Below are 13,335 nucleotides of genomic sequence, written 5' to 3' on the forward strand. Positions count from 1 at the left end.
GCTCCAGCTGTGCTTCGAGATAGGCGATCCGGGTTTTCGCCCGTGCGCGCCAAGCGGTCCGCGGTGGCCGGCCCGGAGCAGTTCCGGTCACTCGAAGACGGCGGGCACGTGCAGCCTCTCCCACGAGATCCGGCCGGGTATGCCGTCAGCGTCCTGGCCACTGAATCCGAGTTTGCGCTGCCACTTCGCGAACGACTTCCGGTCCGCCTCGCTCCACTGCGAGTCGGGCCCGTCGGCGTACGCCGAGCAGCCCTCCTCGATGAGGCGGAAGCCCATGGCCTCGATGATCGGGCTGGTCACAGAGGACTGGAAGAAGTCGGGCCCAGGAAAGGGCTCGAACTCACCCTGCGTTTCCGGGGGAGCCACGCGGATCCGCTGTCCGGGGCGGATGATGTCCGGATTCGTGATCTGGGGGTTCCACTCCAGAATCTGGTCCAGCGTCACGCGGTGCATAACCGCGATCTTACTGAGTGTGTCGCCACGTTTCACTACGTAGAACTCTGCTGTCTTTTCCATGTGTCCACACTAAGCGTATTACCTGCCATGGAAAAGTCGAGAATTCCGTTTCAATTTCACTTTTTGATATGGAAACGGCTTTTGTTGAAACCGCCTCACAGGCGAACGACGACCAGGGCGATGTCGTCGTCCTGGCCACCGCCGGGGACTCCCATCCGGTCCAGCAGCCCGTCGGCGATGTCCTCCGCCGGGACCGTGCCGCATGGGGCCAGAGCGTCGATCAGCCGGGCCAGGCCGACGTCGATGTCCTCGTCGCGGCGTTCGATGAGGCCGTCGGTGTAGAGCACGAGGGTGTCCCCGCGGGAGTAGGACAGACCCGCCTGGGGGCGGGGCACGTGTTCCGGCCGGGCGCCCAGCGGCGGATCGGTGGCCTGGTCGAGCAGTTGGCAGCTGCCGTCCGGGCTGAGGAGTATCGGCGGTGGGTGGCCGGCGTTGCTGTAGATGATCAGCAGGCTGCGCGGGTCGATGAGCACCTTGGCCACGGTGGTGGCCAGCGCGCCGTCGACCGCCCTGGCGTACAGGCCCAGCACCTCCAGGGCCTGGGCGGGGCTGGGCACGGCCCGGATGGCGGCGCTCAGGGCGCTGCGCAGCATGCCCATCACGGCGGCGGCCTCCAGGCCATGGCCGACGACGTCCCCGATGGCGATGGAGTAGCGGTCGGGCGGCAGATCGACCACGTCGTACCAGTCACCGCACACGTTGAGCGATCCGCTGGCCGGCAGGTAGCGCACGGCGATCTCCCGGTGCCTGTCCAGGTCGGGCGAGCGGAGCATGACCTCCTGGAGGGTGACGGCGATCTCGCGTTCGCGGGCGTGCGCCTGGCGCAGCCGCTCGTTCAGCTGTTCAAGATCCTGGGAACGGGCGTACACCTGGGCCGCGATCCCCGTCACCTGGTTGCTCAGCGGCGGGGTGAGCTCCCGGATGAGGGGGGAACGCATCAACTCGGTGACGTCGTCGGCCCGCGCGATGATCCATTTCACGGCGCCGTCCGTCCCCAGGACGGGGCTGGACATCCCGCACCACCAGCGCTCCTCCACCTCGCCCGGCTTGCCGTCGACGGGAATGTCGAATCGCCGCGGTGCCACCACGTCGGTCGTGTGGGAGTCCAGCACGCGCTGGAGCGAGGCGCCGAAGTCACGCGCCGCCTCCGGCGCGCCGGGGCTGTCCGGAAACGCCTCCAGGATGTACCGCCCGGCCAGCTCTTCGCGGCTCCTGCCGGTGACCTGGAGGTAGGCCCGGTTCGCATGGCAGACCACCAGGTCGGCGTCCAGCACCAGGTACGGATTCGGTGCGGCGTCGAACAGCTCCTCGAAATCGATCTCCGCTGACGTCACGCGTGACCTGCCGATCTTTACAGGCGCGACCGCTGCAACTCCAACCTACGAGCAGCTCGCCGGGCACGCCCGCCGGACGACCCTCAAGGACAGGAGAATACGCCCGCCCGCACGGGTGCCCCGGCCCGCCGCTCGGGCCGGGGTGAGCCGACGGGCCGGCTCACCCGGAGTGACGGATCAGCGGTCGGCGGCGGCCCCCCGCACGGTGACCGTGTCCCAGATCAGCGGTGTGTCGTCGAAGACCACCGCGACCTTGATCCTCCTCCCGCCGGCGATCGTCGCGGGAAGCGTCACGCTGCCCTTCTGGTCCTCGTCGAAGGAGACCGGGCCGAGACCGGTGACCTTGCCGTCGGCCGCGACCACGTAGACGTGACCCGTCGTGTTCGCGTGCAGGGCACGACCCGAGGGGTCCGACGCCGCCGCGTCGAGCGGCACGGTCGCCTTCACCCCGACCTCGTTCGTCGCGATCAGTTCCTTCGACCGCTGGTCCCTCGTCAGGTCCGAGGAGGTCGGGGCCTGCTGGACGAGCTGCCACTCCTGCGAGCCGTCCTCGACCGCGTTCTGCAGGGTCAGCGCGGCACCTTGGGACGCGCCGGTCAGGTAGACGTTCGCGTTCTTGGCGGCCTGGAACTTGTAGTACCCGTCGGCGGTCTTGATCAGGTTCCAGACGCCCGTAGGGCTGTTGTCGACCCACTGGCCGATCCTCTGGCCGACCGTCGCGTTCCCGGTCCAGATGCCCGCCATCCGGCCGCCCGACTTGTTCAGCAGCGTCGTACCGCCCTTCGGCGCGGCCACCACGTGCCAGTACCGGGTGTCCTTGTCAGCCGCCGAGCCGGCCTCCTCCAGACGCACGTCGGGCACGTCTCCGTTGCCGATGTTCGCGTCGTTGGTCTTGCCTCCGGTGCCGATCACCTGACCGGTCTTGCGGTTCACCAACTGGTAGTAGGCGCCCGCCGAGTGGCCGAGGTCGACCTCGGCGTAGGCGAGCGTCGACGTGCCCTGGTTGTTGAGGATCGAGACGCGGCCGGTGCCCTCGACGTACTGCAGGTTGCGGGTGTAGCCGGCCCGCGAGGTCGTCTGGTACTCCTTCCACACGCCGTCGCTGCGTCCGCTGTCGTTGACCCAGACGTTGCCGCTGCCGGCGGCGTTGTAGACCAGCCGCCCGTCGGGGAGCCGGATGACGACCGGGCTGCCGCCGGTGGCGAGGGGACGGGAGCCGGCGTCGACCGGCAGGGAGGTGACGGGGTTGTCCGCCGAGCCGCGGTAGAACGTCAACGGGTCGTCGGCCAGGACGTACCGGACGTTGGTTCCGCCACCCCAGTACTCGTAGGTGAGCAGCCACTTGCCGTCCGTCGTCGGAACGACGTTCGTCATACCCGGGCGGCCACCGCCGATCTCCCTCTTGCCGCCGCCCATGTCCTGGGTCAGCCCCGCGACGTCGACGACGGGCTCGCTCCACCGGGCGGCGCGTCCGTCCCAGGTCTTGTGCACGAGGATCTGGCCGTGCGAGTCCGGGGCGGTGTCGTTCGCGGGGTCCGGCGTCGGCACGCCCGTGACGGGATCAAAGCCGAGGTAGTCGTTCTCGTCGGAGTAGTAACAGACGAGCCGGCCCTTGTGGACCATCAGGTACGGCTCCCAGAGGGGGTCCACCTGCCGGTGCGTGTTCGCGCTCGCGACGTTCCTGCCGATCGCGCCCGCGCTGCCGCCCTGCCAGCCACCGGTCGCGATGACGTTGACGACCTTCCACGTCACGCCGTCGTCGGTGCTGGAGTACAGGGCGATCGCCATGTCACTGCGGTCTCCGTCGTTGGACGGCGTCCAGTCGGGGTCGGCCGCCTTGTGCTCCGTGTAGTAGTGGTCGTCGCCCGTCACGACGCTGGCGAGGAGCAACGTGCCCTTCTTCAGGTTCCCGACGTCCTGCGGAAGCGCGTAGAGATAGGGGGCTCCCCAGTTGCTCTTGTACTTCGCGTACCGGGGGTCGCCGGAGAGGTACGCCGGAGCCTTGACCTCCGACAGCGGCTGCCACGACGTGCCGTGGTCGTCGCTCTTGTAGACCGGCAGCGTCTCCCCGTCCGCACTGCCCGTCGTCGGTACGACGGTGGCCTTCTCGAACGACGCGACGAGCCGTCCGCCCGGCAACTGCGCCGACTTCACGTAGATCGCGCAGTTGCCCCGCCCTTTCAGGCACGGTTCGTTGCCGAGCTGGTACAGGATCCCACCCGTGGGGTTGTATGCCTGCGCGCCTGTCATGGGGACCGCCACCATCGCTGATGCCGCGATGAAGGTTCCCAGCGCCTTTCCCAGCCGTCTTGTGTGCATGTGCCTCTCCTTCGGGGGATGACCAGGGGGATGTTCGTGCGTCACTGCTTGACGCTTCCGGTCGCCAGACCGCTCTGCCAGTAGCGCTGGAGCAGGAGGAAGGCGACGACGAGCGGGACGATGGAGATCAGGGAGCCGGTGACGACGAGCGGGAGCATGTCGCTGCCGGCTCCGGCCCCGCCGTTCTGCGCCTGGGCGGCCCAGGAGGAGAGGCCGACCGTGATGGGGTACAGACTCGGGTCGTTGAGCATGATCAGCGGCAGGAAGTAGTTGTTCCAGGTCGCCACGAGCGTGAAGAGCAGGACGGTCACCAGACCGGGGGCCAGCAGTCTCAGGGCGATCCGCAGGAAGATCCGCGCCTCCCCCGCCCCGTCGATGCGGGCGGCCTCGAGGAGGCTGTCCGGGACGGCGTCGGCCGCGTAGACGCGCATGAGGTACAGGCCGAAGGGGTTGACGAGGGAGGGCAGGATGATCGCCCACGGCGTGTTGACCAGGCCGACCTTGGCGAAGAGCAGATAGGTGGGGATCGCCAGCGCGGTGGCGGGGACCATGATGGCGCCGAGTACGAGGTTGAAGGCGGCCCGGTCGCCGCGGAAGCGGAACTTGGCGAAGCCGTACCCGGCGGCGGCTGCGAGCAGGGCCGCGCCGACCGCGCTGGCGACGGCGTACACGGCGGTGTTGAGCAGCCAGTGCACGAAGACACCGTCGTCCTGCGTGAAGGTCGCCCTGATGTTCGCGAACAGCCGCGGGGCACGGGAGAACCACAGGCCGAAGCTGTTGAACAGGTCCTGCGTGTTCTTGGTCGAGGCGACCAGCAGCCAGAACAGAGGGAGCAGGAAGTAGGCCAGGGCGGCCAGCATGGCGATCGTCAGCGGGGTGCTGCGGCGGCGGGAAGCGGTACGGCGCCGCGGGGTCGTGGGGCGGGCCGGTACGGTCGTGGGCTTCTCCAGGGTGGTCGTCACGCGGGCCTCCTGCGGTTCGCGGTGAGCAGTACGGCGTAGGAGGCGATGACGATGACGAGGCCGAGGAGGAAGGACACCGTGGCCGCGTAGTTGACCTGCTGGCCGGTGAAGGCGAGGGAGTAGGCGTAGAGGTTGGCCGTGTAGGAGCTGCTGATGACGTCGGGGGCGATCTTCATCAGCAGGCTCGGTTCGTTGAACAGCTGGAAGCTGCCGATGACCGAGAACAGCAGGGTCAGCAGGAGCGCGGGGCGCAGCGCGGGGAGCTTGATCGAATAGGCGACCCGCCAGGCGCCCGCCCCGTCCATCGCCGCCGCCTCGTAGAGGTCCTGCGGGACGGTGCGCAGGGCCGCGTACAGGATGATCATGTTATAGCCGACGAACTCCCAGGTCACGATGTTCGCCAGGCTGACCGGCATCCAGCCCTCGCTGAGGAACCGCGGGGCCGGCAGGTCCAGTTGCCGGGTCAGCTGGACGAACGGGCCGAAGTCCGGGCCGTACAGATAGCCCCACATGAGAGCGGCGACCACGCTCGGAACCGCGTACGGCACGAAGATGCCCAGCCGGATCACGCGCGCCAGCCGCAGCAGGCCGCTGTCCAGGGCGAGCGCGAACAGCAGGGCCAGCAGCAGCATCAGCGGCACCTGGATCACGAAGAACAGCGCCACGCGTCCCACGCCGTGCAGGAGGAGCGGGTCCTTCAGGGCGGTGACGTAGTTGTCCAGGCCGACGAAGACCGTGCCGCCGATGAGCCGTTGCTGGAAGAGGCTGAGGTAGCCGGCGTAGCCGAGCGGGGCCAGGAACAGCAGGACGAAGAGGATCAGGAACGGGGCGACGAACCAGGGCCCCGATCGGGAAGCCATGTCACGCCCCCTTGACGGTGAAGCCCTGGTTCTCGGCATACGCCGTGAGCCGCGACTGCCACGCGCCGAGCGCGTCGACGGTCCCGGACCCGCCGGCGAGGGACTTGCCGACGGTCTCCGTCCAGTCGGTCGCCGCCTGGTCCAGGAACGGCGGCCACTGGAACGACGTGGAGACCGTGTCGCTGATGTCGGCGAAGACCTGGTTGACCTTCTGGCCGCCGTAGAAGACGGGCGCATCGTCGGTGAAAGCCGAGTCCGTGAGCAGGGCCTTGGTCGCCGGGAAGGAGAACTGCTTGGTGACGAACATCCTGGCGCTCGCCGGGTCGCTGTTGAGGAACTGGGCGAACCGGGCTGCCGCGATCGGGTTCTTGGTGGAGCGGATGGCCGCGGTCGTGGAACCGCCCCAGTTGCCCGAGGCCGGCTTGGACGCGTCCCACTGCGGCAGCGGCGCCGCCCGCCACTTGCCGGCGGTGGGCTTGGCCGACCCGGACAGGAAGCCCGGGCCCCAGGCGGCGGTGAGCCAGGTGGCGTACCTGCCCTTGTTGAACCCGGCGTACCAGGCGTCGGTGAAGTCCGGGTCGGTGCTGATGACGCCTTCCTTCGCCAGCCCGCCCCAGTACCGGGCGAGCTTTTTCGAGACGGCGTCGTCGACGCTGATGGACAGGGAGCTCTTGCCCGAGACCGCATACGGCTCGGCGCCCGCCTGCCACATCAGGCCGTGCCAGGCGGCGGGCTCGTTCGCCGCGAGGTTGGTCAGGTAGACGCCGGGGTCGGCCTTGTGGAGCCCCCGTGCGGCGGCCGCGAACTCGTCCCAGGTCTTGGGCACTTGGATGCCGTGCCGGTCGAAGATGTCCTTGCGGTACAGCATGCCCATCGGTCCGGTGTCCTGGGGGATCGCCCAGACCTCACCGCCGGGGCCGCTGACCTGTCCCCACGTCCAGTCGACGAACCGGTCCTTCAGCGCCGAGGCGCCGTACGGGCTCAGGTTCAGCAGGTTGTTCGTGATCGTGAAGGTGGGGATCGCCTGGTACTCGATCTGCGCCAGGTCCGGTGCGCCGGTGCCGGCCTTGAGGGCGGTGCGCAGCTTGGTGTAGTGGGCGACGCCCTGGCCGGCGTTGACGACCTTGACCTTGATCGCGGGGTACTTCTTCTCGAAGAGCGCGACCTCCTGCTGGATGTTCGGAACCCAGGTCCAGAAGGTCAGCTCGGTCGGCGTCTTCATCGCCTTGTCGATGTCGGCCTGGCTCACCGGCTCGGCGGATCCGGAGGAGCCGGCCTCGCCGTCGCCGCCGCACGCGGCGAGTGCGGCGCCGAGGGACACCGCGCCGGTCGCGGCGAGGAACCGCCGACGGCTCAGGGAAGACGGGGGAAAGAAGGATCTGGGCATGGTGAACTCCCGCCGGTGGGCGAAGGGGCGCAGCGCCTGGCGAGGGCGCGTCGCAAGGGTGGGAAGAAAGGGTGTGTCGAGCGTGCGGGGCGCGTACGTCGCTACCGGGGCATCGGGGTCGCCATGTTCGGTCTGCGTCGCGCGGGCCGCACGCCGGCAGGCGCATCGCGTGCCGTACAGCGGAAGTCCACGGTGGTGGAGGGTTGTTGAGGGGCGGTGAGCGCGGGCGGCTCACCGCCCGGCCCTGAGCGGGTGCCGCTCCGGGCCGATGGGTCTGTGCGAGGGGTGCGACCGGCGGCTCACTCGTCGGCGGCCGCGCAGGGTGGTCAGGGGCCGGCCGCGCCGTCCGGAGGCCACCGCCCGTGCCGCGCACGGGCCACGTCCTCGCTGCGCGGCACGGGCGGACCCGCGCTGCGCCTCACTGCTCGTGCCATGGAGTCTCCCGACGGCGTTTGCCTGCATCAGGCGAGGTCGGCTGTATGACCGCGCGGTCACTGACCGCGCGGTCATATCTACGCAGCCGGAGGGGCACGCGTCAATAGACCGCACAGCACGACTCTCCTCCCGCGGTCCTTTCCTCCGGGGGGAAAGAAACCGGGCGCACACCCTTGACGCGCGATGGCGCGCTGCGTAGACAATGACCGCGCGGTCATACAGGTGACCTCGAAAGATCCCCGGGTTCGGCCAGAGGAGACACCATGACACGAGTGGCGGGACGGGGCGGAAGTCCCTCCGCGCCCCGCAGTGCCGATGTCGCCCAGCTGGTCGGCGTCTCGCGCAAGACGGTGTCGAGGGTGCTCAACAACGAGCCCTACGTCTCCGACGACGTACGGCGACGCGTCCTCGAAGCCGCCGAGGAACTCGGCTACCGGCTGAACAACGCGGCCCGGGCGCTGGCCTCGGGACGGAACCGTTCCATCGGTGTGGTGGCCCTGGGGACGGCCGGATACGGAACCGCCTCACTGCTCGTCGCCATCGAGAAGGCCGTGCGCGACTCCGGTTACGGACTCCGCGTGGTCAACACACTGGGCGGCGAGCCGGACGACATCGCCCGTGCCGTGGACTCGCTCCTGGAGCAGGGCGTGGACGGCATCATCGTCTCCGAGCCCGTCATCGAAGGAGAGGTGTCCGTCCGCGTCGACGTGCCGGTCCTCTTCCTCGGCGCACCGCCGGCCTTCGGCGGCCCTCGCGTGGTGACCGCAGGGGTCGGCGCCGATCTGCTGGCGCGGGCCGCCACGGACCACCTGCTCGATCTGGGGCACCAGACCGTCCACCACCTCGCCGGACCGCTGCGCTGGTACGCCGCCAGAGACCGTGTCGAGGGATGGCGCGCGGCACTGGCGGCACGCGGCAGGCACCAGCCGCCCCTCGTCGAAGGCGACTGGTCGGCCGACTCCGGTTACCGAGCGGGCCGCGCACTGGCCGCCGACCCCGAGGTGACCGCGGTCTTCGTCTCCGGCGACGACATGGCGGTCGGCCTGATCCACGCCCTGCGGGAAGCCGGGCGCCGTGTGCCGGAGGACGTCAGCGTCGTGGGCTTCGACGGCAACCCCGTCTTCGCCCACGTCACCCCGCCCCTGACCACCGTGCGCCAGCCGTTCGACGCCGCGGCCGGAGACGGACTCAGGCTGCTCGTCCACGCCATCGAAAAGCCCGACTCCGAGATTCCGCCGGCGAACGACCTACCGGTCGAACTGGTCGTCCGAGCCTCGACCGCACCACCGCCGTCGGCCCGCGGCTAGACGGCGCACCTCTTCGTCACGTTCTCACCCGTCGCAACGGTCAGACGTCTGATCGCTCCTGCCCCGAGAGGCTGACCTCCCTTGCCTGGATCCCGCCGCACCTTCATCGCCGCCTCCGGCGCGGCCGCCACCGCAACCGTGCTCGGCGCGGCGTCTCCGTCATCGGCGTCTCCGTCGTCGGCGTCGGCTGACGCCGATCTCATGCGGCTTCCCGACATGCCCCTGCACGACCCGTTCATCGTCGCCGACGACACGACGCGGACCTACTACCTCTACACGTCCAACGTCGCATCGGTATCGGGCGTGGACGGCACCGGCACGATGGTCTACCGCAGCCGCGACCTGCGCGACTGGACGCGCCCGGTCGTGGTCTTCCGCGCCGCCGACCAGAAGGGACTGTGGACGACCGACGGCGGATGGGCGCCGGAGGTGCACGCGTGGGGCGGCAAGTACTACCTGTTCACCACGCTGCACAACCAGAACAGGCCGCTCCCGGTACCACCGCCCAACCAATGGGGCACACCGTTCCCGGTCGGGAACTACATGCGCGGCACGGTCATCGCCGTTTCCGACTCGCTGCTGGGGCCCTTCACCGTCCTCGACCCCTCACGCCCCACCACTCCCGAGAAGCTCATGGCCCTCGACGGCACGTTCTACGTCGACCCGTCCGGGCAGCCCCACATGGTGTACGCGCACGAGTGGCTGCAGACCATCGACGGAACCATGGAAGCGATCAAGCTCGCTCAGGACCTGTCGAAGACCGTCGGCGATCCGACCTACCTGTTCAAGGCATCGGACGCATTCTGGATCAGCGAGCAGATCCCCAGCGGCGTACCCAACCAGCTCCCGCCTTATGTCACCGACGGCCCGCAGCTGTACCGCAGCCCTGACGGATCGCTGATCATGCTGTGGTCGACGTACGAGAAGAACTCGGCCAATCCGGACGGCACCGTCGGCGGCACCTACGTGCAGACCTATGCCGTCTCGAAGTCCGGTGACATCAAAGGGCCCTGGAGCCAGCGCCGGCCGCTGGTCCGCGACGACAGCGGTCACGGCATGCTGTTCCACACCTTCGACGGCCGGCTGATGATGGTCCTCCACCGCCCCTTCAACAACGCGCGGGGAAAGCTGTACGAGATGCAGCTTCTCGGCCACGAGCTTCGGGTGCTCCGGCAGCGTACCGATCTCGATGGCGGCGGGTGACACCCCTGTGGCAAGCCCGGACCGCGCAGGTCGCGCTGTCCCCGTACCGAGGAGCAGGATTGAGCACGATCGACTTCGGCGGACTCCCCTACTACGAGGACGTCTCGCCGGGCAGCGGGGCCCTGCCGCCCCGTGCCTGGGCGGGCGCCTCGGACGCGCGGCGGCTGAGCCTCGACGGGACCTGGCGCTTCCGGCTGTCCCCGACGGCGACGGCGCAGGACGAGTCCTTCGCCCGCCCGGAGTTCGACGACCGCGGCTGGGACGAGCTGCCGGTCCCCGGCCACTGGGTGCTGCACGGGCACGGAGCGCCCGCGTACACCAACACCGGCTACCCCTTCCCGGTCGATCCGCCGCGGGTGCCGACGGAGAACCCGACCGGTGACCACAGGTTCGCCTTCGATCTGCCCGGAGACTGGCCGGCAGCGGCCCCGGGCGGTGACGCGCTGCTGCGCTTCGAGGGCGTGGAGTCCTGCGCCCGGGTCTGGCTCAACGGGCAGGAGCTGGGCGTCTTCCAGGGCAGCCGGCTGCCGCACGAGTTCTCCGTCGGAGGGCTGCTGCGGCCTCAGGGCAATGTGCTGGCGGTACGGGTGCACCAGTGGTCCGCGGGCTCGTATCTGGAGGACCAGGACCAGTGGTGGCTGCCCGGCATCTTCCGGGACGTGACGCTGCTGCACCGGCCCGAGGGCGCGGTGCGTGACTTCTTCGTGCACGCCTCCTACGACCACCGCGACGGCTCCGGCACCCTGCGGGTGGACAGCGAGCCGGGCGGGCGCGTCACCCTGCCCGGGCTTGGCGTCGACATCGCGACGGGCGAGACCGTGACACTGCCCGTCGAGCCGTGGTCGGCGGAGCTGCCGCGGCTGTACGAGGGCGAGTTGGCCACGGCGGGCGAGCGGATCCCGCTGCGGATCGGCTTCCGCACGGTCGTCGTCGAGGACGGGGTGCTCAAGGTCAACGGCAGGCGGATCCTCTTCCGGGGCGTCAACCGGCACGAGTTCCACCCGGAGACCGGCCGGACCGTCTCGCTCGCGACGATGCGCCAGGACGTGCTGCTGATGAAGCAGCACAACATCAACGCCGTACGGACCTCGCACTATCCCCCGCACCCGGCCTTCCTCGACCTCTGCGACGAGCTGGGCCTCTGGGTGATCGACGAGTGCGACCTGGAGACCCACGGCTTCGTCGACCTCGGGTGGCGCGGCAACCCGGTGGACGACGACCGCTGGATCCCGGCCCTGCTGGACCGGGCCGAGCGGATGGTCGAGCGCGACAAGAACCACCCCTCGATCGTCCTGTGGTCGCTGGGCAACGAGTGCGGCACCGGCCGGGGCCTGACCGCCATGGCCCGCCGGATCCGGGAACGGGACACCTCCCGGCCCCTGCACTACGAGGGCGACCCCTCCTGCCCGGACACCGACGTCTACTCGCGGATGTACGCGGACCACGCCGAGGTCGACCTCATCGGCCGCCGCGCGGAAGCGCCGCTGGACGACCCGGAGTCGGACGCCCGCCGGCGCGCCCTGCCCTTCATCCTCTGCGAGTACGCCCACGCCATGGGCAACGGCCCCGGCGGACTCGACGAGTACCAGCGGCTGTTCGAGACGCACGAGCGCTGCCAGGGCGGCTTCGTCTGGGAGTGGATCGACCACGGCATCGCCCACCCGGAGCACGGCTACGGCTACGGCGGCGACTTCGGCGAGGAGCTCCACGACGGCAACTTCGTCTGCGACGGACTGCTCTTCCCCGACCGCACCCCCTCCCCGGGCCTGACCGAGTACAAGAAGGTCATCGAGCCGGTCCGCATCGACGGTGACGGCGCCGCCGGTACCCTCCGGATCACCAACACCCATGACTTCGCCGACCTGTCGCATCTCGCCTTCGTCTGGTCGTACGAGGTCGAGGGCGTGACCGTCGCCGACGGCCCGCTGTCCGTGCCGCCGGTCGCACCCGGCGAGTCGACGGAGCTCAAGCTCCCCGAGCCGCCCGCCGGCGACCGCGCCGGCGAGGCGCTGTGGACCGTGCGCGCCGTCCTCGACCAGGAAACCGCGTGGGCGAAGGCCGGGCACGAGATCGCCTGGGCACAGCTGCCGGCCGGCATCCAGGAACGGGCGAGCCGCCCGCGGACCGCCCCGGCGGCCCGTTGCCGGCGGGGCCCGGCCGGCAGCGGCACCCTCGCTCTCGGCCCCGGCACCTTCGACGCCGCGAGCGGAGCGCTCACGCACCTCGGCGGCATCCCGGTCACCGGCCCGCGCCTCGATGTGTGGCGGGCGCCGACCGACAACGACAACGGCGCGCCCTGGCAGCCGGATTCCCGCCACGGCCTGGTCTGGCGCGAGCTGGGACTGCACCGGATGCGCCACCGCCTCGACGCGGTGGAGCCGGCCGACGAGGCGCTGACCGTACGGACCCGCCTCGCCCCCGCCGCCACCGACCTCGGCCTGCGCGCCGAGTATCGCTGGACGGCGGACAGCGACCGGCTGCGCCTCGCGGTCTCGGTCACCCCGGAGGGCGAGTGGAGCTGCCCGCTGCCCCGGCTGGGCGTACGCCTCGGGCTGCCGGCGGCGTACGGCCGGGCCGAGTGGTACGGCGGCGGGCCGGGCGAGGCGTACCCCGACACCCGGGCCGCCTCCCGCACCGGGCTCTGGTCGTCCACGGTGGACGCCCTGCAGACCCCGTACGTACGGCCGCAGGAGAACGGCGCGCGGGCCGACGTCCGCTGGGCCCGGCTGATCGACGAGCACGGCTGCGGCCTGCGGATCGACGGCGAGCCCGTCTTCTGGTTCACCGCGCGCCGCTGGACCACCGAGCAGCTCGACGCCGCCGGGCACCTGACGGACCTGCGGCCCGGGGACACGGTGTGGGTCAACCTCGACCACGCCCAGCACGGCATCGGCAGCCAGTCCTGCGGGCCGGACGTCCTGCCGCAGCACCACCTCCGCGCAACCCCGGCCGAGTTCACCTTCACGTTCACCCTGACCTGAGACGGCCAGCGTGATCAGTGCTGGTGCCCCA

General features: G+C 70.1%; 8 protein-coding genes and 1 pseudogene. 3 read left to right on the plus strand and 6 right to left on the minus strand.

Annotation, left to right across the window (positions count from 1 at the left end; translation table 11 throughout):
* Window positions 1-87: 87 nt before the first annotated feature.
* From CCL05_RS47240 to CCL05_RS07490, 6 genes and pseudogenes are all read right to left on the minus strand, one after another.
* Window positions 88-516 carry a peptidoglycan-binding protein gene (locus tag CCL05_RS47240; protein ID WP_086559689.1) on the minus strand — a complete coding sequence of 143 codons (429 nt, stop codon included), beginning with the start codon at window positions 514-516 and terminating at the stop codon, window positions 88-90.
* A 95-nt stretch (window positions 517-611) separates the two neighbouring features.
* On the minus strand, window positions 612-1,850 hold the full coding sequence (locus CCL05_RS07470; protein WP_086559690.1) for a PP2C family protein-serine/threonine phosphatase: 1,239 nt from the start codon (window positions 1,848-1,850) through the stop codon (window positions 612-614).
* Window positions 1,851-2,369: 519 nt separating this feature from the next.
* Window positions 2,370-4,169, minus strand: a pseudogene (locus CCL05_RS07475) (RICIN domain-containing protein); the annotation flags it as partial.
* A 41-nt stretch (window positions 4,170-4,210) separates the two neighbouring features.
* A complete protein-coding gene (locus CCL05_RS07480; RefSeq protein ID WP_167409524.1) occupies window positions 4,211-5,131 on the minus strand; it encodes a carbohydrate ABC transporter permease in 921 nt (306 codons plus the stop codon).
* A complete protein-coding gene (locus tag CCL05_RS07485; RefSeq protein ID WP_086559691.1) occupies window positions 5,128-5,991 on the minus strand; it encodes a carbohydrate ABC transporter permease in 864 nt (287 codons plus the stop codon). The genes CCL05_RS07480 and CCL05_RS07485 overlap by 4 nt, the downstream gene beginning before the upstream one ends.
* A gap of 1 nt (window position 5,992) precedes the next feature.
* The gene (locus CCL05_RS07490; RefSeq protein WP_086559692.1) at window positions 5,993-7,378 is read right to left on the minus strand and encodes an ABC transporter substrate-binding protein; all 1,386 of its coding nucleotides are present in this window, start codon (window positions 7,376-7,378) and stop codon (window positions 5,993-5,995) included.
* 698 nt (window positions 7,379-8,076) lie between these two features.
* Between CCL05_RS07490 and CCL05_RS07495 the strand changes: the two genes are divergently transcribed.
* From CCL05_RS07495 to CCL05_RS07505, 3 genes are all read left to right on the plus strand, one after another.
* Entirely contained in the window at window positions 8,077-9,120 is a 1,044-nt protein-coding gene (locus CCL05_RS07495; RefSeq protein ID WP_086559693.1) for a LacI family DNA-binding transcriptional regulator, read from the plus strand.
* 201 nt (window positions 9,121-9,321) lie between these two features.
* Window positions 9,322-10,323, plus strand: a complete 1,002-nt coding sequence (locus tag CCL05_RS07500) for a glycoside hydrolase family 43 protein (RefSeq protein WP_086559694.1) — start codon at window positions 9,322-9,324, stop codon at window positions 10,321-10,323.
* 59 nt (window positions 10,324-10,382) lie between these two features.
* Window positions 10,383-13,304: a glycoside hydrolase family 2 TIM barrel-domain containing protein gene (locus CCL05_RS07505; RefSeq protein ID WP_244204204.1), complete on the plus strand. Its 2,922-nt coding sequence runs from the start codon at window positions 10,383-10,385 to the stop codon at window positions 13,302-13,304.
* Window positions 13,305-13,335 lie beyond the last annotated feature (31 nt).

Source organism: Streptomyces africanus (genome assembly GCF_002150735.1).
Taxonomy (GTDB): Bacteria; Actinomycetota; Actinomycetes; order Streptomycetales; family Streptomycetaceae; genus Streptomyces; species Streptomyces africanus.

Bases quoted from the DNA above. Each gene is read 5' to 3' on its own strand.
- CCL05_RS47240 (WP_086559689.1), bottom strand. From the start codon at position 516: ATGGAAAAGACAGCAGAGTTCTACGTAGTGAAACGTGGCGACACACTC.
- CCL05_RS07495 (WP_086559693.1), top strand. From the start codon at position 8,077: ATGACACGAGTGGCGGGACGGGGCGGAAGTCCCTCCGCGCCCCGCAGT.
- CCL05_RS07485 (WP_086559691.1), bottom strand. From the start codon at position 5,991: ATGGCTTCCCGATCGGGGCCCTGGTTCGTCGCCCCGTTCCTGATCCTC.
- CCL05_RS07490 (WP_086559692.1), bottom strand. From the start codon at position 7,378: ATGCCCAGATCCTTCTTTCCCCCGTCTTCCCTGAGCCGTCGGCGGTTC.
- CCL05_RS07500 (WP_086559694.1), top strand. From the start codon at position 9,322: ATGCGGCTTCCCGACATGCCCCTGCACGACCCGTTCATCGTCGCCGAC.